22 protein-coding genes are annotated in these 23,430 nt (G+C 69.8%); 16 read left to right on the forward strand and 6 right to left on the reverse strand.

Annotation, left to right across the window (positions count from 1 at the left end; all coding sequences use genetic code 11):
* The first annotated feature begins 2 nt into the window (after positions 1–2).
* From trpD to PCQ86_RS02855, 5 genes are all read left to right on the forward strand, one after another.
* Entirely contained in the window at positions 3–1,037 is a 1,035-nt protein-coding gene (gene trpD, locus PCQ86_RS02835) for an anthranilate phosphoribosyltransferase (RefSeq protein WP_011803832.1), read from the forward strand.
* A 10-nt stretch (positions 1,038–1,047) separates the two neighbouring features.
* Positions 1,048–1,221, forward strand: coding sequence for a hypothetical protein (locus tag PCQ86_RS02840; RefSeq protein ID WP_162844513.1), 174 nt, complete (start codon positions 1,048–1,050; stop codon positions 1,219–1,221).
* A gap of 70 nt (positions 1,222–1,291) precedes the next feature.
* Positions 1,292–2,092 carry an indole-3-glycerol phosphate synthase TrpC gene (trpC, locus tag PCQ86_RS02845; RefSeq protein ID WP_270174824.1) on the forward strand — a complete coding sequence of 267 codons (801 nt, stop codon included), beginning with the start codon at positions 1,292–1,294 and terminating at the stop codon, positions 2,090–2,092.
* A gap of 138 nt (positions 2,093–2,230) precedes the next feature.
* On the forward strand, positions 2,231–4,912 hold the full coding sequence (locus PCQ86_RS02850; RefSeq protein ID WP_270174825.1) for a diguanylate cyclase: 2,682 nt from the start codon (positions 2,231–2,233) through the stop codon (positions 4,910–4,912).
* A gap of 45 nt (positions 4,913–4,957) precedes the next feature.
* The gene (locus tag PCQ86_RS02855; protein ID WP_103738512.1) at positions 4,958–5,671 is read left to right on the forward strand and encodes a uracil-DNA glycosylase; all 714 of its coding nucleotides are present in this window, start codon (positions 4,958–4,960) and stop codon (positions 5,669–5,671) included.
* Here the strand turns inward: PCQ86_RS02855 and PCQ86_RS02860 are convergent, their stop codons facing one another.
* From PCQ86_RS02860 to PCQ86_RS02870, 3 genes are all read right to left on the reverse strand, one after another.
* Positions 5,672–6,559 (reverse strand): DMT family transporter, encoded by an 888-nt coding sequence (locus tag PCQ86_RS02860; RefSeq protein WP_103738511.1) that lies wholly within the window; start codon positions 6,557–6,559, stop codon positions 5,672–5,674.
* A complete protein-coding gene (queA, locus tag PCQ86_RS02865; protein ID WP_270174826.1) occupies positions 6,556–7,656 on the reverse strand; it encodes a tRNA preQ1(34) S-adenosylmethionine ribosyltransferase-isomerase QueA in 1,101 nt (366 codons plus the stop codon). Before queA ends, PCQ86_RS02860 begins: the two co-directional genes overlap by 4 nt.
* 103 nt (positions 7,657–7,759) lie before the next feature.
* Entirely contained in the window at positions 7,760–9,019 is a 1,260-nt protein-coding gene (locus tag PCQ86_RS02870) for an HD-GYP domain-containing protein (protein ID WP_270174827.1), read from the reverse strand.
* 58 nt (positions 9,020–9,077) lie between these two features.
* Here PCQ86_RS02870 and recG point away from each other — a divergent pair, with 58 nt between their 5' ends.
* The 5 genes from recG to ubiA all read left to right on the forward strand — a co-directional run bounded on the left by recG (position 9,078) and on the right by ubiA (position 15,509).
* Entirely contained in the window at positions 9,078–11,249 is a 2,172-nt protein-coding gene (recG, locus tag PCQ86_RS02875; RefSeq protein WP_270174828.1) for an ATP-dependent DNA helicase RecG, read from the forward strand.
* Positions 11,250–11,317: 68 nt separating this feature from the next.
* A complete protein-coding gene (locus PCQ86_RS02880) occupies positions 11,318–12,283 on the forward strand; it encodes a LysR substrate-binding domain-containing protein (RefSeq protein ID WP_011803839.1) in 966 nt (321 codons plus the stop codon).
* A gap of 77 nt (positions 12,284–12,360) precedes the next feature.
* Positions 12,361–12,879: a Dps family protein gene (locus PCQ86_RS02885; RefSeq protein ID WP_011803840.1), complete on the forward strand. Its 519-nt coding sequence runs from the start codon at positions 12,361–12,363 to the stop codon at positions 12,877–12,879.
* A gap of 24 nt (positions 12,880–12,903) precedes the next feature.
* Positions 12,904–14,442: a CYTH and CHAD domain-containing protein gene (locus PCQ86_RS02890; protein ID WP_103738507.1), complete on the forward strand. Its 1,539-nt coding sequence runs from the start codon at positions 12,904–12,906 to the stop codon at positions 14,440–14,442.
* Between the two features lie 194 nt (positions 14,443–14,636).
* Positions 14,637–15,509, forward strand: coding sequence for a 4-hydroxybenzoate octaprenyltransferase (ubiA, locus tag PCQ86_RS02895; protein ID WP_196994511.1), 873 nt, complete (start codon positions 14,637–14,639; stop codon positions 15,507–15,509).
* A 54-nt stretch (positions 15,510–15,563) separates the two neighbouring features.
* Here the strand turns inward: ubiA and proC are convergent, their stop codons facing one another.
* The 3 genes from proC to PCQ86_RS02910 form a co-directional block, all read right to left on the reverse strand.
* Positions 15,564–16,394: a pyrroline-5-carboxylate reductase gene (proC, locus tag PCQ86_RS02900; protein ID WP_270174829.1), complete on the reverse strand. Its 831-nt coding sequence runs from the start codon at positions 16,392–16,394 to the stop codon at positions 15,564–15,566.
* Between the two features lie 165 nt (positions 16,395–16,559).
* A complete protein-coding gene (gene glpK / locus PCQ86_RS02905; RefSeq protein WP_270174830.1) occupies positions 16,560–18,056 on the reverse strand; it encodes a glycerol kinase GlpK in 1,497 nt (498 codons plus the stop codon).
* Positions 18,057–18,105: 49 nt separating this feature from the next.
* Entirely contained in the window at positions 18,106–18,873 is a 768-nt protein-coding gene (locus tag PCQ86_RS02910; protein WP_135147736.1) for a DeoR/GlpR family DNA-binding transcription regulator, read from the reverse strand.
* Positions 18,874–19,067: 194 nt separating this feature from the next.
* Between PCQ86_RS02910 and PCQ86_RS02915 the strand changes: the two genes are divergently transcribed.
* The 6 genes from PCQ86_RS02915 to PCQ86_RS02940 are packed head-to-tail and all read left to right on the forward strand — an operon-like array spanning position 19,068 to position 23,404.
* Positions 19,068–20,162 (forward strand): ABC transporter ATP-binding protein, encoded by a 1,095-nt coding sequence (locus PCQ86_RS02915; RefSeq protein ID WP_123674858.1) that lies wholly within the window; start codon positions 19,068–19,070, stop codon positions 20,160–20,162.
* Position 20,163: 1 nt separating this feature from the next.
* Positions 20,164–21,234 carry an ABC transporter ATP-binding protein gene (locus tag PCQ86_RS02920; RefSeq protein WP_270174831.1) on the forward strand — a complete coding sequence of 357 codons (1,071 nt, stop codon included), beginning with the start codon at positions 20,164–20,166 and terminating at the stop codon, positions 21,232–21,234.
* Complete coding sequence (locus PCQ86_RS02925) at positions 21,231–21,389, forward strand: hypothetical protein (protein WP_270174832.1); 159 nt, start codon at positions 21,231–21,233, stop codon at positions 21,387–21,389. The genes PCQ86_RS02920 and PCQ86_RS02925 overlap by 4 nt, the downstream gene beginning before the upstream one ends.
* Entirely contained in the window at positions 21,382–22,278 is an 897-nt protein-coding gene (locus PCQ86_RS02930) for a carbohydrate ABC transporter permease (protein WP_270174833.1), read from the forward strand. Before PCQ86_RS02925 ends, PCQ86_RS02930 begins: the two co-directional genes overlap by 8 nt.
* Positions 22,271–23,083, forward strand: coding sequence for a carbohydrate ABC transporter permease (locus PCQ86_RS02935; protein WP_012655440.1), 813 nt, complete (start codon positions 22,271–22,273; stop codon positions 23,081–23,083). The genes PCQ86_RS02930 and PCQ86_RS02935 overlap by 8 nt, the downstream gene beginning before the upstream one ends.
* Positions 23,084–23,095: 12 nt before the next feature.
* Positions 23,096–23,404, forward strand: coding sequence for a DUF2160 domain-containing protein (locus PCQ86_RS02940; RefSeq protein WP_011803850.1), 309 nt, complete (start codon positions 23,096–23,098; stop codon positions 23,402–23,404).
* Positions 23,405–23,430 lie beyond the last annotated feature (26 nt).

A 23,430-nucleotide genomic window follows, 5' to 3' on the forward strand; every position in this document is an offset into this window, starting at 1 on the left:
CCATGACCCCCATCACCCCCCAGGAAGCGCTGCAGCGCACCATCGAGCACCGCGAGATCTTCCACGACGAGATGCTGCACCTCATGCGCATGATCATGAGCGGCGAACTCTCGCCCGTCATGACCGCGGCCATCACCACCGGCCTGCGCGTGAAGAAGGAAACCATCGGCGAGATCACCGCCGCCGCGCAGGTGATGCGCGAGTTTTCCCACAAGGTGCAGGTGCACGACACCAAGCACCTCGTGGACATCGTGGGCACGGGCGGCGACGGCGCCAACACCTTCAACATCTCCACCTGCGCCACCTTCGTGATCGCCGCCGCGGGCGCCAAGGTCAGCAAGCACGGTGGGCGCAGCGTCAGCAGCAAGAGCGGCAGCGCCGACGCCATGGAGGCGCTGGGCGTGCACATCAACCTGCAGCCTGCGCAGATCGCGCAGTGCATTGGCGACGTGGGCATCGGCTTCATGTTCGCGCCCAACCACCACCCCGCCATGAAGAACGTGGCGCCGGTGCGCAAGGAGCTGGGCGTGCGCACCATCTTCAACATCCTGGGGCCGCTGACCAACCCGGCAGGTGCGCCCAACATCCTCATGGGCGTGTTCCACGAAGACCTGGTGGGCATCCAGGTGCGTGCGCTGCAGCGCCTGGGCGCCGAGCACGCGCTGGTGGTCTACGGCCGTGACGGGCTGGACGAAATTAGCCTGGGCGCGGGCACGCTGGTGGGCGAATTGAAAGACGGCGCGGTGCGCGAGTACGAGATCCACCCCGAGGACTTCGGCCTGCGCATGGCGGGCACGCGGGCGCTGCGCGTGGAGAACCCGACCGAATCCAAGGCCATGCTGATGGGCGTGCTGCAGGGCGACGAAGGCCCGGCGCGCGACATCGTCTGCCTGAACGCCGGTGCCGCCTTGTATGCCGCCAACGTGGCCGACTCGCTGGAAGACGGCCTGCGCCGCGCCCAGCAGGCCCTGGCCAGCGGCGCGGCCCTGGCCAAGCTGCAGCAGCTGGTCGCCTACACCCAGAAGCTCGCGGCCTGAGCGCACGGCGATGAGCCTGCTGGACGCTCCCATCTGGAACGACCCCGCGACGTGGATCGTGCTGGGCGTGTCGCTGCTGTTCATCGTCGTGGGCATCGTGATGCACCGCATCATCATGAAGGTGGTGCGCGGCCCGGCACCGCCCACGCAAGGCCACGAGGGCCCGGTACCTCCGCGCGAATGAGCGGGACGGGCGCTGGCGCCAGTGCGCGCCGTCACCATTGACGCTCCCTGCGGGGAGCAAGGAAGCAAGCATGTCGGACATCCTGAAGAAAATCTGCGACGTGAAGGTCGAGGAAGTGGCCGCCGCGCAAAAGCGCGTGTCCTTCGCCGACATGCGCCGCGACGCCGAGAGCCGCGTGCTCACGCGCGACTTCGTGGGCGCGCTGCGCGCCAAGATCGACCAGGGCCAGGCCGGCGTGATCGCCGAAATCAAGAAGGCCAGCCCCAGCAAGGGCGTGATCCGCGAGGATTTCATCCCGGCCGACATCGCGCAAAGCTACGCCGAGGGCGACGGCAAGGTCGGCGCGGCCTGCCTGTCGGTGCTGACCGACCGCCAGTTCTTCCAGGGCCAGCCCGATTACCTGAAGCAGGCACGCGCCAGTTGCCCGCTGCCGGTGCTGCGCAAGGACTTCATGATCGACCCGTACCAGATCTACGAGTCGCGCGCTTTTGGAGCGGACTGCGTGCTGCTGATCGCCGCCTGCCTCGAGGATGGCCTGATGGCCGAGATGGAGCAGATCGCCCGCAGCCTGGACATGGCCGTGCTGGTGGAGGTGCACGACGGCGCCGAGCTGGAGCGCGCGCTGCGCCTGCAGACGCCGCTCGTGGGCATCAACAACCGCAACCTGCGCACCTTCGAGGTCAGCCTGCAGACCACGCTGGACCTGAAGAAGGAAGTGCCCGCCGACCGCCTGCTGGTGGCCGAGTCCGGCATCCTTGCGCCGGTGGATGTGCACACGCTGCGCGATGCCGGCGTGAATGCGTTCCTGGTGGGCGAGGCCTTCATGCGCGCGCCCGACCCGGGGCGGGCGCTGGCCCAGCTGTTCGCCTGACGGCCGTAGGCCGGGCGTCCCCCGGGGTTGGGGCGGTGGCGGCATACTGGGCCCATGAAAGTCATCGGGCCGCGTCGATGAGCCTTGTCTGAGGCGGTTACCCGGCCATTCTTATCGTGCCCGCATGGAGGAGTTGCCTTGCGCGAGAGACCGGATACGCAGGCCGAGCGTTTTCGCAGGGAGTGGTGGTTGCTGGCGGGCCTGTGGCTGGCGCTGGGGGCGCTGATTGCGGTCGTGCTGATCCTGGAGCGGCGGGACACCGAGGCACGCGAGCGCCAGCAGGTCGCGCACCAGGTGCATATCGTCCATGAGAACCTGGAGCGCCAACTGCATGCCGTGAACCAGGCGCTGGGGGATATTGTTGCGAACCTGGCGCAGTGGCGCGCGCGCCCTGAAGGCGCCTTGCCATTCAACGAGCGGCTGCGGGCCTTCAGCGACGCCATGACCGGCGTGCGCACGCTGACCGTGCTGGATGCCGAGGGTACGGTGGTCGCCTCCAGCCGTGCCGAGTTGCTCGGAGAGAACCTCGCCTACCGCGATTACTTCCAGTCGGCGCGGCGACTGGCAAGCCGCGAGCAGCCCTCGCTGATCGTCAGCGCGCCCATGCGCACGGTGCTGGGTGTCTGGGCCATCACGCTGTCGCGCCCCGTACCGGCGGAGGATGGGCTGTTTGGGGGCGTGGTCACCGCGACGCTGGACCCCGAGGAGTTCAAGACCCTGCTGGATTCCGTGCGCTACACCCCCGACGTGGAGAGCACCCTGGTGCACGGCGACGGCGTGCGCTTCCTGCGCGTGCCCGAACGGGCGGGGCTGCTGGGCGCCACGCTGGCGCAGCCCGGCACGCTCTTTCAGGCGCACCTGGACAGCGGGCGGATGGAAAGCCTCTTCGTCGGCGCGATGGAGCCGGACCCGGCCGTGCGGCTGGTGGCGCTGCGCACCATCTTTCCGGCGCACCTGCACATGGACAAGCCGTTGGTTGCGGCCGTCGCGCGGGACTGGAGCCAGGTGTTCGCCGCCTGGCGCGCGCGGGCCTGGACGCTGGGCGTGGCATGGCTGCTGATGGGGGTTGCCATTGGGCTGGGCCTGGGCTTCATGCAGCGCCGGCGCCGCCAGCTGTGGCGCCGCGAGCAGGCGCTGGCTGCCCAGGAAGCCGCCTTGCAGGCCCGCTGGCAGGCGGTGCTGCACGCCACCCAGCAGGGCGTGTGGGACTGGGACATGGCCGCGGGCACGGTGTATTTCTCGCCGGTATGGAAGACCATGCTCGGCTACGCGGAAGGCGACATCGGCGACAGCCTGCAGGAATGGGAAAGCCGCGTGCATCCCGACGATCTGGCGCGCGTGCACGCCGACGTGGCGCGCCACCTGGCGGGTGAAACGGCGGTCTATGAAAACGTGCACCGCATGCGCTGCAAGGACGGCAGCTACAAATGGGTGCAGGACCGCGGCCAGGTGACCGCGCGCGACGCCAGCGGCCGACCCACCCGGCTCATCGGCACCCACACGGACGTGACCGCGCAGCGGCAGCACCAGGAGACGCTGGACCGCCTGGCCGAGAACGTGCCCGGCGCGCTGTACCAATACCAGCGCGAGCCCGACGGGCGCAGCCACTTCCCGTACGCCAGCCCCGGGGTGCAGGACATCTACGGGCTTCCCCCGCAGGCCCTGTGCGTGGATGCGGAGCAGGTCTTCGCGCGCATCCACCCCGACGACCTGCAGGCGCTGCGCGAGAGCGTGCTGGCATCCGCGCAGACCCTGGAGCTGTGGCGCACCGAATACCGTGTGCTCGTGCCCGGGGAGCGCGAGCGCTGGGTCAGCGGCCAGGCACGGCCCGCGCGCACGGCCTCGGGCGCCGTGCTGTGGCATGGCTATATCCACGACGTGACGCTGGCCAAGCAGCAGGCGCTGCAGCAGCAGGAGACCGAGCGCCTGCTCACGCACCTGATGCAGGAGATGCCCATCGGGCTGTGCATGATCAATGCCGCGGGCGTGATCTATTTTCGCAACCGGCGCTTCATGGACCTGTTCGGCTACACCGAGGCCGAGGTGCCCACGCTGCAGCAGTGGTGGCTGCGCGCGTATCCCGATCCGCACTACCGCGAACAGGTCATCGCCGCGTGGAACGCAGACCTGGCGCAGGCCGGTGCGCAGGGGGGCGAGATCGCGGACAGGGAATACCGCGTCACCGACCGCGACGGCAGGCTGCATACGATGACCATCGGCGGGCTGGCTTTGGGCGACCATTGCATGGCCACCTTCGTGGACGTGACCGAGCAGCGCGCGCAACATGAACTGCTGCGCAAGCTGGCCTTCATGGACGGGCTGACGGGCCTGGCCAATCGCCGCCAGTTGGACCGCACCCTCAAGGCCGAATGGCGGCGCTGCCGGCGCAGCGGCCAGCCCCTGTCCGTGGTGATGGTGGACATCGACCATTTCAAGCAGTTCAACGACCTGTATGGCCACCAGCAGGGTGACGATTGCCTGCGCGCCGTGGCCGCCGCGCTGCGCGGCGGCCTGGGGCGGTCGCACGACCTCGTGGCCCGCTACGGCGGCGAAGAGTTCGTCTGCCTGCTGCCCGAGTGCGACCTGGACGGCGCGCGCGCCAAGGCGCAGGCGCTCTGCCGGGCCGTGCATGCGCGGCAGATGGAACACCGCGGCTCGCCGGTGGCGCCCGTGGTCACCGTGAGTGCCGGGGTGGCCTGTGTGGTGCCCAGCGCCGAAGACACCCCCGAACAGTTGCTGGCGCGCGCGGATGCGAACCTGTACCGCGCCAAGGCGGCAGGCCGCAACCGGGTGCATGACGGAATGGATGTGCTATCGTAAATATAGCTTGTAGCGCAGAATGGATAAGCCTTGGAGCAAGATTTGATGCTGAATACTCCCGCCGCCACGCAACTGCAAAGTGCCGACCCTGCCGACTGGCCTGTCGCGCCGGGCTGGCAGCCGCTGGTCGACACGTTCTTTGCCAGCGCGCGCGGCCGGCAGTTGCTGGCCTTCCTGCAGGCGCGGCTGGAGGCCGGCGCCGCCATCTTCCCGCCGCAGCCGCTGCGGGCGCTGCAGCTCACCGCCCCCGAGGACACGCGCGTGGTCATCCTGGGGCAGGACCCGTACCACGGCCGTGGCCAGGCCGAGGGGCTGGCGTTCTCGGTGGCGCCGGGCGTGCGCCTGCCGCCCTCGCTGCAGAACATCTTCAAGGAAATGCAGCGCGACATGGGCGTACCCCTCCCACCGTTTCCCAACCCGGGCGGCAGCCTGGTGAAGTGGGCGCAGAACGGTGTGCTGCTGCTCAACACCTGTCTCACGGTGGAAGAGGGCCAGGCCGCGAGCCACGCGGGCAAGGGCTGGGAGCAGCTGACCGATGCCGTCATCCGCGAGGTGGCCGAAGGGCCGCGCCCCGTGGTGTTCATGCTCTGGGGCAGCCATGCGCAGTCCAAGCGTGCCTTCATCCCGCAGGACCGGGGGCACCTGGTGCTTACCTCCAACCATCCCTCGCCGTTGTCGGCGCTGCGCCCGCCCGTGCCGTTCATCGGCAACGGCCACTTCGGCCAGGCGCGGGCGTTCCGCCAGCAGCACGGGTATTGATCAGCGCCGCTCGCGCACCGTCAGCCACGCGCTCGCGGCGCCGCTGGCGGCGATCAGGCAGATGCCCAGCAGCGACCAGCGGTCCGGCATGTGGCCGTACACCGCCCAGCCGGCCAGCATGGCAAACGCGATCTGGGTGTAGAGGAACGGCGCGATCGTGGCGGGCGCTGCGCAGGCGTAGGCCCGCAGCAGCAACAGATGGCCCAGCGCGCTCGACAGTCCCATGACCACCAGTCCCAGCCATACCCAGGCGCTGGTGATGGCGGTCCACACGAAGGGCGCCGCCAGCGTCATCAGCCCGGCGGCAATCCAGCTGGTATAGAACTGCGTGGTCGTGGGCGCCTCCTGCCCGGCCATGCGGCTGCTGAGGATTTGATAGCCCGTGCCGCAGGCCAGCATGCCCAGCGGCAGCACCAATACCCCGCTGAAGGACTGGCCGCCCGGGCGCAGGATCAGCAGCACGCTGGCCAGCCCCGTGGCCACCAGCAGCCAGCGCAGTGGGCTGACCGGCTGGCGCAGCCACAACGCGGCCACGAGCGTCACGCACAGCGGCGTGGCGGCCACGATGGCGGTGAACTCCGCCAGCGGCATGGCGCGGATGCTGAAGATGCCGAACAGGCTGGTGGCCGCGAACAGCACCGCGCGCAACAGTTGATAGCGCGGGTGGTCCGTGCGGGGCGGGCGCCAGCCGCTGCGTGGCAGCACATAGGCGCTGGTGACCAGCGACTGGAACACATAGCGCAGCCACAGCGCCAGCAGCAGCGGCGTGGTGGCGCTCACCAGCTTGGTGGCGGTGTCCAGCAGCGCGAACGAGGCGCAGGCGCCCACCGTGAGCGCGATGCCGGCCAGGGCGGTGCGGGGGCTGTGCCCGGCCGGCGCGGCGCTCATGCGCGGGGCCGCTCCAGCAGCATGCAGTCGCCGTAGCTGAAGAAGCGGTAGCGCTGCGCGACCGCGTGGCGGTACAGGTGCATGATGTGCTCGTAGCCCGCAAAGGCGCTCACCAGCATCATCAGCGTGCTCTTGGGCAGGTGGAAGTTGGTGAGCAGCAGGTCGACCACCTGGAATGGAAAGCCCGGCGTAATGAAGATGCTGGTGTCGCCCGCGGCCTGGCCGCTCGCGGCCCAGGACTCCAGCGTGCGCACCGTGGTCGTGCCTACGGCCACCACGCGGCCGCCGCGCTGGCGGCAGCGCTCCAGCGCCGCCAGCGTGGCCAGCGGCACCTCGTACCACTCGCTGTGCATGCGGTGTTCGGCCAGGTTCTCGGTCTTCACGGGCTGGAAGGTGCCCGCGCCCACGTGCAGCGTGACGCTGGCGCGCTCGATGCCGCGTTCGGCCAGGCGGGCCAGTACGGCATCGTCGAAGTGCAGCGCGGCGGTGGGCGCGGCCACCGCGCCGGGCGCGCGCGCGAACACGGTCTGGTAGCGCTCGCTGTCCTCGCCGGCATGGGGGTCGTTGCCGCCGGCCTGCTGGCGCTCGATGTAGGGCGGCAGCGGCAGGTGGCCGTGGCGCTCCATGAGCTCCCAGGGGCTCTCGCCCGCAGGGCCGCGCAGGGCCAGGCGAAACAGCGGGCCGTCCGCGTCCGGGTAGCGGCCAAGCAGCGTGGCGTCGAACCCGCCAGCGGCCGCGCCGCCGGCCAGGTGGAGCGTGGCGCCGGGCAGCGGCTTTTTGCTGACCTTCATGTGCGCCACGACCTCGTTGCCGGTGAGCACGCGCTCGATCAACAGCTCCAGCTTGCCGCCGCTGGCCTTCTCGCCGAACACGCGGGCCTTGACCACGCGTGTGTCGTTGAACACCAGCAGGTCGCCCGGCTGCAGCAGGTCGGGCAGTTCGCGGAAGATGCGGTCGGTGGGCGGGGCGGCGCGCCCGTCCAGCAGGCGCGAGCCGCTGCGCTGGGGGGCCGGGTGCTGGGCGATGAGCAGCTCGGGCAGCTCGAAGTCGAAGTCGCTCAGGGTGAAGGTGCGGGGTGCGGTGGAGGCAGAGGACATGCGGGGCTTGAGGGCCGGACGGGCCCGTTCCAAGGCAGAAAGACAAGCCCGCGATTCTCGCAAAGATGCCGCCGCCGTGCAGCGCGTTGGTGCACCTCGGGCGCTACCAGCGAGGGTCGGGCAGGTCGGACCAGAGTTGCGCGAGGTCGGGGAACTGCCAGCGCGCCGGGTCCTCGCGCGCGATGATCTTGTCGCGGCAGCCGGGCTCGGACAGGTCCACCACCTCGGGGGGGATGCGCAGATCGGATCGGGTGGAGTAGAAGACCCTCACGCGCGGCGCAATCAGCTTGCCCGGCGACTGCTCGGTCACCACACCCAGGCGGCCCGAGGCGAGGCGCACCAGCGACCCCACGGGGTAGATGCCGATGGTCTTGACGAAGGCCTGGAACAGCCGGCTGTCGAAATGGTCGCGGGTCCATTCCGCCATGCGGCGCAGCGACTCTGAGGGGTCCCAGCCGCGCTTGTAGGGCCTGTCCGACGTGATGGCGTCGTACACGTCGCAGATGGCAGCCATGCGCGCCAGCGTGCTGATCTGCTCGCCCGTGAGGCGGTGGGGGTAGCCCGTGCCGTCCATCTTCTCGTGGTGGTGCAGGCACGCGTCCGGCACGGGCTCGGGCAGGTCGGTGCCCTGCAGCAGGGCGTAGCCGGCCACGGGGTGGCTGCGCACCACGGTGAACTCGTCGTCGGTCAGCTTGCCGGGCTTGTTGAGCACTTCCAGCGGCACGGCCGCCTTGCCGATGTCGTGCAGCAGCCCGGCCAGCCCGGCCATGCGCGTGGCGCCATCGTCCATGCCGATCTGCCGGGCCAGCGCCACCATCAGCGCGGACACGGCGACCGAGTGCATGTAGGTGTACTCGTCGGCCGTCTTGAGCCGTGCCAGGCTGATGAGCGCGCCGGGGTTGCGCGTGACCGAGTCGGTGATCTCGTCGACCATCTCCTGCGCCACGGCGGTATCGATGGCGCGGCCCAGGCGTGCCTGGCCGAACATCGTGACCACGGCCTGCTTGGCCTGCGAGCAGATGGCCGCCGCCCGGCGCAGCTCCTGGTCCATGCCTGCCGGCTGGGGCGTCACGGCCGGGGCAGGCGCGGGCTGGGTAGGCAGGTCCTCCAGGTGTTGGAAGTCGCTGTCCAGCTGCGCGTCGGCTTCGGCGCGGGACACGCAGGCCGTGCCGGGCGCGATGTCCAGGCCCTTGGATGTGTCGATCCAGACCTCGTGGATCTCCGTGGCGCGGATGCGCGCCAGGTCTTGCGGGTCCTGCAGCAGAAAGCGCGAGCGCCAGAAGGGGTGCTCCATCCAGGAGCCGCAGAACTCATGCAGGTACATGCCCAGGGTGAGATGCTTGACTTCGATGCGCTTGAGCATGACGGGAGACGACGGGACGGTAACGTGCGGTAACTGCGGGCATGATAGCCTTTTTGCCGTGCCCAGACCCACACGTTCCTCCACCTCCGCCTCGTCCTCCGCGAAGCCCGCCCCCAGCCCCGCACAGCAGGCCCTCGTCAAGCTGGGGCTGGTGCGCGACATCGACCTGGCCCTGCACCTGCCCCTGCGCTACGAGGACGAGACGCGCATTACGCCGATCCGCAGCGCACGCGATGGCGACACGGTGCAGATCGAGGCCACGGTGACCGCCAGCGAGGTGCAGATGCGCCCGCGCCGGCAACTGGTGGTGACCGTGGAGGACGGCACCGGCAGCTGCGAGCTGCGCTTCTTCAGCTTCTACCCTTCGCACCAGAAGACCATGGCCGTGGGCGCGCGCCTGCGCGTGCGCGGCGAAATCAAGGGGGGCTTCTGGGGCCGCCAGATGCTGCACCCGGCGTTCCGCAAGGCCGAAGGGGACTTGCCCGCGGCACTGACCCCCGTCTATCCCACGGTGGCGCAGCTGCCTCAGGCGTACCTGCGCCGCGCCGTGGCGAGCGCCCTCACGCGCGTGGAATTGCCCGAGACGCTGCCGCCGGGGCTCGAACCCCCCGCGGTTCCCTCGGGGGTGCGGATTGATGACCAAAACGGCCTCCAGCGCCCATGGAGCCTGCGCGAGGCGCTTCTGTTTTTGCATCACCCCACGCCCGATGTGGCGCTGGCCACGCTGCAGGACCACAGCCACCCGGCGTGGCAGCGCCTGAAGGCCGAGGAACTGCTGGCGCAGCAGCTGTCGCAGCTCACCGCCAAGCGCGAGCGCGCCCGCCTGCGTGCCCCGGCCCTGCGCCCGCAGGCGCAGGCGGGAAGCACGCCGCTGCACGAGCAATTGCTGGGCGTGCTGCCCTTCAGCCTGACGGCCGCGCAGCGCCGCGTGGGTGAGGAGATCGCGCGCGATCTGGCCCGGCCGGTGCCCATGCACCGTTTGCTGCAGGGTGATGTGGGCTCGGGCAAGACCGTGGTGGCCGCGCTGGCCGCCACGGTGTGCATGGACGCGGGCTGGCAGTGCGCGCTGATGGCGCCCACCGAGATCCTGGCCGAGCAGCACTTCGCCAAGCTCATCGGCTGGCTGCAGCCGCTGCTGGCCGCGCGCGGGCGCCAGGTGGCGTGGCTGGTGGGCGGGCAGAAGAAGAAGGAGCGCGCCGAGATGCTCGCGCGCATCGAAAGCGGCGAGGCCGCGCTGGTCGTGGGCACGCACGCCGTCATCCAGGAGCAGGTGCGTTTCAAGAACCTGGCGCTGGCGGTGATCGACGAGCAGCACCGCTTCGGCGTGGCACAACGCCTGGCGCTGCGCAAAAAGCTGCAGCACGCCGGCATGGAGCCGCACCTGCTGATGATGAGTGCCACGCCCATCCCGCGCACGCTGGCCATGAGTTACTACGCCGATCTGGACGTGTCCACCATCGACGAGCTGCCGCCCGGGCGCACGCCCATCGTCACCAAGCTGATCGCGGACAGCCGCAAGGATGAGGTGGTCGAGCGCATCGGTGCGCAGGTGGCGGCGGGCCGGCAGGTGTACTGGGTGTGCCCCCTGATCGAGGAGAGCGAGGCGCTGGACCTGTCCAACGCCACCGCCACGCACGCCGAGTTGAGCGAGGCGTTGCAGGGCGACGCGGCGCACGGGCGCGCGCCCGTGATGGTGGGCCTGCTGCACTCGCGCATGCCCGCCGCCGAGAAGAAGGCCGTGATGGACCTGTTCAAGGGCGGGCAGATGGGCGTGCTGGTGTCCACCACCGTGATCGAAGTGGGCGTGGACGTGCCCAACGCCTCGCTCATGGTCATCGAGCATGCCGAGCGCTTCGGCCTGTCGCAGCTGCACCAGCTGCGCGGGCGCGTGGGGCGCGGCGCGGCGGCTTCGGCCTGCGTGCTGCTGTACTCCACGGGCGACTCGGGCCGCCTGGGCGAGACCGCGCGCGACCGCCTGAAGGCCATGGCCGAGACCACCGACGGTTTCGAGATCGCGCGGCGCGACCTGGAGATCCGCGGGCCTGGCGAGTTCCTGGGCGCTCGCCAGTCGGGCGACGCACTGCTGCGCTTTGCCGACCTGGCCACCGATACGCTGCTGCTGGAATGGGCGCGCGAGACGGCGCCGCAGATGCTGGACCGCCACCCGCTGCTGGCCGAGCGCCACATCCAGCGCTGGCTTGGCGGAAAATCGGACTATCTCAAAGCCTGATGGGCCGCCCGCGGCCGCACAGCGCGGCGGGCGTTGCACAATGGCCGATTCTGCCGGCCGGATTCGCCATGACTCTTACCGAACTCAAATACATCGTCGCCGTTGCGCGTGAAAAACACTTCGGCCGCGCCGCCGAAGCCTGCTATGTCTCGCAGCCCACGCTGTCGGTAGCGGTGAAGAAGCTCGAGGACGAGCTGGAGGTCAAGCTCTTCGAGCGCAGCGCGGGCGATGTCTCCGTCACGCCGCTGGGCGAGGAAATCGTGCGCCAGGCGCAGAGCGTGCTGGAGCAGGCCGCTGCCATCAAGGAGATCGCCAAGCGCGGCAAGGACCCGCTGGCCGGCGCCCTCACGCTGGGCGTGATCTACACCATCGGCCCCTACCTGCTGCCCGAGCTGGTGCGCCATGCCATCGCGCGCACGCCGCAGATGCCGCTGATGCTGCAGGAGAACTTCACCGTGAAGCTGCTGGAGATGCTGCGCACCGGGGAGATCGACTGCGCCATCATGGCCGAGCCGTTCCCCGACACCGGCCTGGCCATCGCGCCGCTGTATGACGAACCCTTCCTGGCGGCCGTGCCCAGCAGCCACCCGCTGGCCGAGCGCGATGCTGTCTCGGCGTCGGAACTCAAGAACGAAACCATGCTGCTGCTGGGCGCGGGCCACTGCTTTCGCGACCACGTGCTGGGGGTGTGCCCCGAGTTCGCGCGCTACGCGAGCAATGCCGAAGGCATTCGCCGCACGTTCGAAGGCTCGTCGCTGGAGACCATCAAGCACATGGTCTCCGCCGGCATGGGCGTGACGCTGGTGCCGCGCTTGTCGGTGCCGCGGGATGCGCTGCACACGGGCGCACGCCGGCGCAAGAGCGACGACACGCACATCCGCTACCTGCCCATCAAGGAGAGCGACGGCAGCCCGCCGCCCATGCGCCGCGTGGTGCTGGCCTGGCGGCGCAGCTTCACGCGCTACGAGGCCATCGCCGCGCTGCGCAACGCTGTCTACGCCTGCGAGTTGCCCGGCGTCACGCGCTTGTCTTGACGCAGGGCGATGCTGCGCGGCGCGGCAGTTGGTACAGTCATGGCAGAGTCATCCCAACCACCCAGAAAGGACGCACCATGGCCAAGCCCAGCAGCAAATCCGTCAGCACCAAGAGCGGCGCACCGCGCATCAACATCGGCATCAGCGACAAGGACCGGGCCGCCATCGCGCAGGGCCTGTCGCGCCTGCTGGCCGACACCTACACGCTGTACCTCACGACCCACAACTTCCACTGGAACGTGACGGGCCCGATGTTCAACACGCTGCACACCATGTTCATGGCGCAGTACACAGAGCTGTGGAACGCCGTGGACCCGGTGGCCGAGCGCATCCGCTCGCTGGGCCATGTGGCGCCGGGCTCCTACGCGCAGTTCGGCCAGCTCACCAGCCTGCCCGACGTGCCGGCCCAGCCGCCCAAGGCCACCGAGATGATCCGCATCCTGGTGGAAGGCCATGAGGCCGTGGCCCGCACCGCGCGCGAGCTGTTTCCCCTGGCCGACAAGGCCAGCGACGAGCCCACGGCCGACCTGCTGACCCAGCGCCTCACGGTGCACGAGCAAACGGCCTGGATGCTGCGCTCGCTGCTGGAGGACTGAGCAACTGTGCACGCGGGCCGGGCCATGTCCGCCACCGAGACAGAGCTCAAGCTGGCGCTGCCCCCGCGCGATGCGGCGGCGCTGGCGGCGCGCCTCATGCGCGTGCCGGCGCTGGCACGGGCCACGCCGGTGCGTGAGCACCTGGTCAGCCTCTACCACGACACGCCTGCGCAGGACCTGCTGCGCCAGCGCGTCGCCCTGCGCCTGCGCCGCGAGGGGCCTGAGGGCGCGGGTGCCCGCTGGCTGCAGACCCTCAAGACCGCGGGCGACACCACGTCCGCGCTGAGCCAGCGCGGCGAGTGGGAAATGCCCGTGGCCGGCCCGGCGCTGGAGCTGCACCGGTTGGAGGGCACGCCCTGGCCCGCCATGGACCCCGATGGCGTGCTGGCCGCCGCGCTGCAACCGTGCTTTACCACCGACTTCGTGCGCACCCGCTGGCGTGTGCGGGTGCGCGGCGGCGCCGTGGTGGAGGTGGCGCTGGACGTGGGCGCCGTGACCGCCACGGTGGACGGCGCGGCGCATGCCACGCCGCTGTGCGAACTGGAGCTGGAGTTGCTGCAGGGGCCTCCCGAGGCACTGCTGGCGCTGGCGCGGCGCATCGCGCGGCACGTGCCGGTGTTGCCGCTGGCCGCGAGCAAGGCCGCACGCGGCTACGCGCTGCTGCACCCGCCGGCCAGCCCGGCCTTGGAGGCCCAGCCGCCCGCGCTGAAGCGCGGCATGACGGTTGCGCAGGTCGCCGAACGCGTGCTGCAGGAGCCTTTCCACCAGTTCTGCGCCAACCTGTTTGCGCTGCAGCAGGGCAGCGACGCGCCCGAGGTGGTGCACCAGGCCCGCGTGGGCTGGCGCCGGCTGCGCAGCCTGGCGCGCCTCTTCGCCCCGGCCTGTGCCGCGCGGCCGGCCCCCGCCGCCGCAGCGCTTGCGCCGCTGCTGCAGTCCCTGGGACATTTACGCGACCTGGATGTGGCGCGCACCCAGACGCTGCCTGCGTTGGCCGCGCACTACGCGCAGGGCGGCGCGCGGCAGGCCGCCGCCTGGGCGGCAGCGCAGGCCGCGCTGGATGCCGCCGCAGACCAGGCCCGCGCGCAAACGCGCGCCGCACTCCATCGGCCCGCCGTGGGCGCCGCGCTGCTGGCCTGGCAGGACTGGTTGCATGGCTGGGCGCTGGCCGCGCAGGGGGAGTGCGGCGTGGACGCCTGTGCCAGCGATGCCCTGGCCGGCGCGCCGGCGCGGCACTGGGTGCGCAAGCGCGTCCAGCGGCTGGTGCGGCGCCTGGGCGCGGCGCTCAAAACGGCGGGCGATGACGAAGGCCTGCACCATGCCCGCATTCTCGCCAAGCGGTTGCGCTACGGCAGCACGTCGCTGGCGCCGCTGCTGCCCCGTCGCATGGGCCGCCACCGGGGCGCGGCCGAGCAGTGGCAGGAGCGCCTGGGCGCGCAGCGCGACTGGGCGCAGGCCGCCGCTCTGGTGGCTGGCTGCGGGGGCGATGCCGCCGTGGTTGCCTTCCTGCGCGGCGCCGCGCTGGGGCGCGGCTGGGATCCCCTGCGGGACGCCGCGCGCCGTTGAACGGCAGTCTTCCGGTCAAGGACAGTGCCGTGCGACCACGCGGACGCGCCGGCCGCCATGGCGTATAAAAGCGGGCTTTGGCGCACGCTGGCGGGCACCCGCCCCCGTGTGCTGCGTCGTCCGCGGGCCTTGTGCCTTAGGTGTCCGTGTCCGCCCCGTGGCGCCCCGCGCAACCTGTCTTTTCCCTTGCCTCCATGTCCGCTGTCGCCCCGCGCTCCCGCCTGTCCCTGTACCTCGACCTGATCCGCTGGAACCGCCCCGCGGGCTGGCTGGTGCTGGTGTGGCCCACGCTGGCGGCGCTGTGGGTGGCGGCGGACGGCTTTCCAGGCTGGCACCTGCTGGCGGTGTTCGTGGCCGGCACGGTGCTCATGCGCAGTGCGGGCTGCACCATCAACGACATTGCCGACCGCGACTTCGACCGCCATGTGAAGCGCACCACGCAGCGCCCCATCACGAGCGGCCAACTCAGCGTGAGGGAGGCCGCGCTGGTGGGCGTGGTGCTCACGCTGGTGGCTTTCGTGCTGGTGCTCACCACGCGCTGGGAGGCGGTGGCCTGGTCGGTGCCCGCGGTGCTGTTCACCATCCTGTACCCGTTCACCAAGCGGTTCTTCGCCATGCCGCAGGCGTTCCTGGGCATTGCGTTCAACTTCGGCATCGTGATCGCCTTTGCGGCCGTGCAGGGCCGGGTGCCTGCCACGGCCTGGGTGCTGTGGCTGGCCAACCTGTTCCTGGTGCTGGCCTACGACACCGAGTACGCCATGGTGGACCGCGACGACGATCTGAAGATCGGCATGAAGACCTCGGCCATCACGCTGGGGCGCTTCGACGTGGCGGCCATCATGGGCTTCTTCGTGCTGTGCCTGGGGCTCACGGCGTGGGTGCTCGCGCCCTACGGCCTAGGCTGGCCGCTGTGGCTGGGGCTGGGCGTGGCGGCGGCGCAGGTGGCATGGCACTTCACGCTGATCAAGGACCGCACGCGCGAGGGGTGCTTTACCGCCTTCAGCAAGAGCCACTGGATCGGCGCGGCGATCTTTGCCGGCGTGGCGCTAGGGTATTTGCTACGCTAGTGATAGCTGCCAGCGCTTGACTGTCAAGCGCTGGAGCTATTTTTGACGCATGAATCAGGCGCCGAACTCGGCCGCCAGTTCCTTGGCACGGGCCTCTGCCGCGCGCATGGCGGCGATGAAGTGCGCGGGCACCTGTGCAGCCTGCAGGTGCGTGATGGCGGCGTGCGTGGTGCCGCCCTTGCTGGTCACGCGCTGGCGCAGCACCTCGGCGCTCTCGGGCGAGCGCGCGGCCAGCTCCGATGCGCCCTGGAACGTGGCCACGGCCAGCTGGTAGGCCTGCGCGGGGGGCAGGCCCATGTCCACGCCGGCCTGGGTCATGGCTTCGAGGAACAGGAACACATAGGCCGGGCCGGAGCCCGACAGCGCGGTGACCGCGTCGAGCTGCTCCTCGGCCTCCACCCAGACGAACTGGCCGGTGGTGGCGATCACGCGTTCCACCAGCGCCTTGCCCTGCGGGTCCACTTGCGGGCGGGCGAACAGGCCGGTGATGCCCTTGCCCACCAGCGCGGGGGTGTTGGGCATGGCGCGCACGATGTGCTGCGTGTCCAGCCAGCGCGCGATGCTGTCCGTGGGAATGCCGGCGGCCACGCTCAGGTGCAGGGCGGTGGCGGTGTGGGCGCGGGTGGCGGCGGCGGCTTCCTTGAAGGTCTGGGGCTTGACGGCCCAGACGACCAGCGCGGCGCGCGCGAGCGCATTGCCAGCCGCGGGCTGCGCGGTGATGCCGAACTTCTCCCGCAGCGCAGCGCGCGCGGGCTCGAAGGGTTCGACCACCTCGATCTGGCCGGCCGGCAGGCCGCGCTGCAGCAGGCCGCCGATGATGGCGCTGGCCATGTTGCCGCCGCCGATGAAGGCAATGGGGGGAAGGGGGGATGCGCTGGCTGTCATGGGATGGGGCGGGGAAGCGATGGGGTCAGGCGGCATTGTGCGCCGTCCAGCATCATTCAGAGTGATTCAAAAACAGGAGCTGCTCGCGCTTGCTACGCAGTGGATTCAGAGGGTTTTGTGTCTGAAAATGGGTTGCAGCAAGCGCCAGCAGCTATGGTTTTTACGTCAACCGGGTAGCACGGCCTGCGCGACGGCGTGCTCCCAACGCGCCATCAACGCCTCGGCCTGGCTGCGCGGCAGGGTGGGGGTGAAGCGCCGCTCGGCCTGCCACAGGGCAGACAGTTCGTCGGTGCTGGCATACACGCCGCTCGCCAGGCCCGCCAGGTAGGCGGCGCCCAGGGCGGTGGTCTCCACCACGGCGGGGCGCACCACGGGAATGCCCAGCAGGTCGGCCTGGAACTGCATCAGCAGGTTGTTCACGCAGGCGCCGCCGTCCACGCGCAGCTCGCTCACCGGGGCGCCGCCTGCGGCCACGGCGTCGCGGCTCATGGCGGCCAGCAGCGCGGCACTCTGGTAGGCAATGGATTCGAGCGCAGCGCGCGCGATGTGCGCGATGGTGGTGCCGCGCGTGAGGCCGGTGATGGTGCCGCGCGCGTCGGGTTTCCAGTAGGGCGCGCCCAGGCCGGTGAAGGCAGGCACCATCATCACGCCGCCCGAGTCGGGCACGCTTTCGGCCAGCGCCTGCACCTCGGAGCTGGCCGAGATGGCGCGCAGCCCGTCGCGCAGCCACTGCACCACGGCGCCGCCCACGAACACGCTGCCTTCCATGGCGTACTCGGGCGATCGGCCGGCCTGCGCTGCGCTGGTGGTGAGCAGGCCGTTCTCGCTTTTCTGAAAGCGGCTGCCGGTGTGCATGAGCATGAAGCAGCCCGTGCCGTAGGTGTTCTTGGCCATGCCGGCGGTGAAGCACGCCTGGCCGAAGAGCGCGCTTTGCTGGTCGCCCGCCACGCCGCCGATGGCGATCGGGCCGCCCAGCAGCGCCGCGTCGGTGGCGCCGAAGTCGCTGGCCGATGGCAGCACCTCGGGCATCAGCGCGCGCGGGATGCGCAGGAGCTGCAGCAGCTCATCGTCCCACTGGTTGGTGTGCACGTTGAACAGCATGGTGCGGCTGGCGTTGCTCACGTCGGTGACATGGCGCGTGCCGCCGGTGAGCTGCCAGATGAGCCAGCTGTCCACGGTGCCGAAGGCCAGCTCGCCGGCCTCGGCCGCGTCGCGCGCGCCGGGCACGTGGTCCAGCAGCCACTGCAGCTTGGTGCCGGAGAAATAGGCGTCGATCAGCAGGCCCGTCTTGGCCTGGATGGCGGCGGCATGGCCCTGTTCGCGCAGTTGCGCGCAGGCGGGCTCGGCGCGCCGGTCCTGCCAGACGATGGCGTGGTGCACGGGCTCGCCGGTCTTGCGGTTCCACAGCACGGTGGTCTCGCGCTGGTTGGTGATGCCCAGGGCGCGCACGTCCTGCGCGGTGATGCGCGCCTCGCGCAGCGCGTCCTGCGCGGTGGCGAGCTGCGTGCGCCAGATCTCGCGCGGGTCATGTTCCACCCAGCCGGGGCGGGGATAGATCTGCGGCAGCTCGCGCTGCGCCTGGGCCACGATGCGGCCACGTTCGTCGAACACGATGCTGCGGGAGCTGGAGGTGCCTTGGTCGAGTGCGAGCAGGTAGGTCATGGGCGGAGCGTAACGTGTTGGGGCGCTGTTCAGTCGCCGGGAGGGCCTCTCATGCGGCAGCCACGGTGCATTGCACGCCGGCCTCGTGCAGCAGGGCCGGGAAGGGCTCGGGCGGCGGCGCGTCGGTGAACAGCCGGTCGATCTGCGCGAGCTGCGCCAGCTGCACCATGGCCGGACGGTTGAACTTGGTGTGGTCGGCGGCCAGCCAAACCTCGCGCGCGTGTTCGATGATGGTCTGCGCGACCTTCACCTCGCGCATGTCGTAGTCGCGCAGCGAGCCGTCGGGCTCGATGCCGGAGATGCCGATGAGTGCGATGTCCACGCGGAACTGGCGGATGAAGTCCACCGCCGCCTCGCCCACGATGGCGCGGTCGCGCTTGCGCACCACGCCGCCGGCCACGATCACCTCGCAGTCGGGGTTGGCGCACAGGATGGCGGCCACGTTCAGGTTGTTGGTCAGCACGCGCAGGCCCTTGTGGTGCAGCAGCGCCTTGGCAATGGCTTCGGTGGTGGTGCCGATGTTCAGGATCAGCGAACAGTTGTCGGGCACCTGCGCGGCCGCGGCGCGCGCGATGCGCGCCTTGCCCGTGGAGTTCAGCGCCTCGCGCTGGGTGTAGGCCAGGTTCTCCACGGTGGAGCTGGGCATGCGCACCCCGCCATGAAAGCGGCTGACCAGGCCCAGTTCGGCCAGGCGCTGCACGTCGCGGCGCACGGTCTGCAGCGTCACGCCCAGGATGTCGGCCAACTGCTCCACGCTCAGCGACTTGCGCAGGCGTACTTCATCGAGCAACTGGAGTTGGCGGGGGTTGGTGTTCACGGGCGGCGCTGGGACGGGCATGTCAGTGGGGCGGGATGCACTTTAAAACGAACAAAAAGGAATCGAACAAGGGTAAACCTTGATTCGTTTCGATCACAAAAGAACAAAAATGAATGAATACGAAGATTTTGCCGGGAGTGGCAGGCGTGCGGACGCCTGGCACCCCGCTGCCACAGGGGAGGCGAGGAGCGCGCATGGAGCTGATTTTGGACGGCATCACCAAGCGGGTCGGCCCGCAGGTGTGGCTGCATGGCATGGACCTGCGGCTGCACAGCGACGCCGTGACCGTGCTGCTGGGGGCCACGCAGGCGGGCAAGACCAGCCTGATGCGCATCATGGCCGGGCTGGACCGGCCCACCGAGGGCCGCGTGCGTGTGGACGGCGTGGACGTCACCGGCGTGCCCGTGCGTGAGCGCAACGTGGCCATGGTGTACCAGCAGTTCATCAACTACCCGTCGCTCACGGTGGCGGACAACATCGCCTCGCCGCTCAAGCTGCGCGGCGACAAGAACGTGGCCGCGCGCGTGCGCGAACTGGCCGAGCGGCTGCACATCACGCCTTTCCTCGATCGGCTGCCGTCCGAGCTGTCGGGCGGGCAGCAGCAGCGCGTGGCGCTGGCGCGCGCACTGGCCAAGGGCGCCCCGCTGATGCTGCTGGACGAGCCCCTGGTCAACCTGGACTACAAGCTGCGCGAGGAGTTGCGCGAGGAACTGTCGCAACTGTTCGCCGCCGGCGGCTCCACCGTGGTCTACGCCACCACCGAACCGGGCGAGGCGCTGCTGCTGGGCGGCTACACCGCTGTGCTGCACGAGGGCGAGCTGCTGCAGTACGGCCCCACGGCCGAGGTGTTCCACGCGCCGCGCTCGCTGCGCGTGGCACGCGCCTTCAGCGACCCGCCCATGAACCTGCTGCCCGCGCAGCCCGTGCCCGGCGGCGTGCAGCTGGCGGGCGGCAGCGTGCTGGCCCTGCGCCAGCCGCTGCAGGCCCCTGCGGGCGGCACGCTCACGGTGGGCCTGCGCGCCAGTGCCCTGCGGCTGGCCCAGCGCGCGGGCGACGTGGCGGTGCAGGGCGTGGTGGAGCTGGCGGAGATCTCCGGCTCCGACACCTTCGTGCACGCCGCCACGCCCTGGGGCGCGCTGGTGGCGCAGGTCACGGGCGTGCACTATCTGGAACTGGGCAGCGCCGTCACGCTGTACCTCGATCCGGCGCAGGCCTATGTGTTCGGCGCCGATGGCGCGCTGGCCCTGGCGCCCGTGCGCGCCTCGGAACGCGCGCAGGGAGGGCACTGACATGGCGCGCATCGAGCTCAACCTGGCGCATTCCTACAAACCCCGCCCGCAGCAGGACAGCGACTACGCGCTGCTGCCGCTGGACATGGTCTTCGATGACGGCGGCGCCTACGCGCTGCTGGGCCCCTCGGGCTGCGGCAAGACCACCATGCTGAACATCATGTCCGGCCTGCTCGTGCCCTCGCAGGGGCAGGTGCGGTTTGACGGCCGCGACGTCACGCGCGCGAGCCCGCAGGAGCGCAACATCGCCCAGGTGTTCCAGTTCCCGGTGATCTACGACACCATGACGGTGGCCGAGAACCTGGCCTTCCCGCTGAAGAACCGCAAGGTGCCTGAGGCGCACATCCGCCAGCGCGTGGGGAAAATCGCCGAGATGCTGGAGATGAGCGGCCAGCTCGACCAGCGCGCGGCCGGCCTGTCGGCCGACGCCAAGCAGAAGATCTCGCTGGGCCGCGGCCTGGTGCGCGAGGACGTCGCGGCCGTGCTGTTCGACGAGCCGCTCACGGTGATCGACCCGCACCTCAAGTGGCAACTGCGCCGCAAGCTCAAGCAGATCCACCATGAGCTCAAGCTCACGCTGATCTACGTGACGCACGACCAGGTGGAGGCACTTACCTTCGCCGACCAGGTGGTGGTGATGACGCGCGGGCGCGTGGTGCAGATGGGCACGCCGGGCGATCTGTTCGAGCGTCCGCAGCACGCCTTCGTGGGCCACTTCATCGGCTCGCCGGGCATGAACTTCCTGCCCGCGCAGGTGCAGGGCGGCGAGATCACCGTGGCCGCGCAGCGCTGGGCTCTGCCGCGTGCGCTGCCGGAGGGCGCCGTGCAACTGGGCGTGCGCCCCGAATACCTGGCCCTGGCCGACGCGCATGCGCCCGGTGCGTTGCGCTGCACCGTGGCGCGCGTGCAGGACGTGGGTACGCACCAGATGCTCACGGCCACCGTGGAGGGTCAGTCCCTCAAGGCCCGCTTCGCGCCCGAGCAGGTGCTGCCCGCGCCGGGCCAGGCGGTCTGGCTGCAGGTGCTGGGCGAGCACACCTGCTTCTACAAGAACGAGGAGCTGCTGCCATGAATGGCTACCCCCTGAGCCGCAGCGCGGCTTCCCCCTGGATGGGGGACGGCGCCCTTTGCTGCGGAGCGGCCCTTGCTGGGCGCCCCGCCGTCTGCGCCGCACCAGTGGTGCGCGTCGCAGGCAATGCCCACTCCCTGGAGCACTGCCATGAGTAGTACTACCAAACCCGTGAACCAGAAGGCCTGGTTCCTGGTGCTGCCGGTGATCCTGTGCGTGGCCTTCTCGGCCATCCTGCCCTTGATGACGGTGGTGAACTACTCGGTGCAGGACATCATCAGCCCCGAGCGCCGCGTGTTCGTGGGCACGGAATGGTTCGCCGCCGTGCTGCGCGACGAGGAACTGCACGGCGCGTTGCTGCGCCAGCTCACGTTCTCGCTGGCGGTGCTACTGGTGGAAATTCCGCTGGGCATCCTGCTGGCGCTCAGCATGCCCGCGCAGGGCTGGAAGTCGTCGGCGGTGCTGGTCATCGTGGCGCTGTCGCTCTTGATCCCGTGGAACGTGGTGGGCACCATCTGGCAGATCTTTGGCCGCTCGGACATCGGCCTGCTGGGCGCGGCGTTCGAGGCCATCGGCTTCGACTACAGCTACACCGGCAACGCCACCCACGCCTGGCTCACCGTGCTGGCCATGGACGTGTGGCACTGGACCCCGCTGGTGGCGCTGCTGTGCTTCGCGGGGCTGCGCAGCATTCCCGACGCGTACTACCAGGCCGCGCGCATCGACGGTGCGAGCAAGTTCGCCGTGTTCCGCTACATCCAGCTGCCCAAGATGCGCGGCGTGCTGATGATCGCCGTGCTGCTGCGCTTCATGGACAGCTTCATGATCTACACCGAGCCCTTCGTGCTCACCGGCGGCGGGCCGGGCAACGCGACCACCTTCCTCAGCCAGTACCTCACGCAAAAGGCCGTGGGCCAGTTCGACCTGGGGCCTGCGGCGGCGTTCTCGCTGATCTACTTCCTCATCATCCTGCTGCTGTGCTTCATCCTCTACAACTGGATGCAGCTCGTGGGCACCACGCCGAAGGAGGGTGCCGGCCATGAATGAGCCCCGCTTCCAGAAACGCACGCTGTTCCTGATCGCCTACCTGGTGTTCGCCGTGCTGCCCATCTACTGGATGGTCAACATGAGCTTCAAGACCAACGAGGAGATCCTGTCCAGCTTCTCGCTGTGGCCCCAGCACTTCACCTGGGCCAACTACCAGACCATCTTCACCGACGAGAGCTGGTACTCGGGCTACATCAACAGCCTGATCTACGTGGCCATCAACACGGTGATCTCGCTCACCGTGGCGCTGCCCGCAGCCTATGCGTTCAGCCGCTACCAGTTCCTGGGCGACAAGCACGTGTTCTTCTGGCTGTTGACCAACCGCATGACGCCGCCGGCCGTGTTCCTGCTGCCGTTCTTCCAGCTCTACACCACCGTGGGGCTGATGGACACGCACATCGCCGTGGCGCTGGCGCACCTGCTGTTCAACGTGCCGCTGGCGGTGTGGATCCTGGAAGGCTTCATGAGCGGCATCCCGCGCGAGATCGACGAGACGGCGTACATCGATGGCTACAGCTTTCCGCGCTTCTTCCTCACCATCTTCCTGCCGCTGATCAAGGCGGGCGTGGGCGTGGCAGCGTTCTTCTGCTTCATGTTCTCGTGGGTGGAATTGCTCTTGGCACGCACGCTCACCAGCGTGAATGCCAAGCCCATCGTGGCCACCATGACGCGCACCGTGAGCGCCAGCGGCATGGACTGGGCGACGCTGGCTGCTGCCGGCGTGCTGACCATCGTGCCGGGCGCCATCGTGATCTGGTTCGTGCGCCACTACATCGCGAAGGGGTTCGCGATGGGCCGTGTTTGAGGAGGGCGGGCAATGTTTGACTGGATGGCCTGGACCACCCCGGTGGCGGTGTTCTTCACCTGCATCGTGCTCATGCTGATCGGCATGACGGTGTGGGAAATCCAATCCCCCACGGTGGAGCGCAAGGGCTTCCTGCCCATGACCACCACGCGCGGCGACCGGCTGTTCATCGGCCTGCTCACCGCCGCGTACATCAACCTGGCCTGGGTGGGCCTGGGCGAGAAGATGGCGCAGTGGTTCTCGCTGGAGGCCGAGCCCTCGGTGTGGATCAGCTTCGTGCTGTCCATGCTGGTGCTGGCGCTGGTGCTGCGCAAAGGGTAGTCAAAAAAGATAGCTGCTTGCGCTTG

It is taken from the genome of Diaphorobacter sp. ED-3 (assembly GCF_027625375.1).
Classification (GTDB): Bacteria; Pseudomonadota; Gammaproteobacteria; order Burkholderiales; family Burkholderiaceae_C; genus Diaphorobacter; species Diaphorobacter nitroreducens.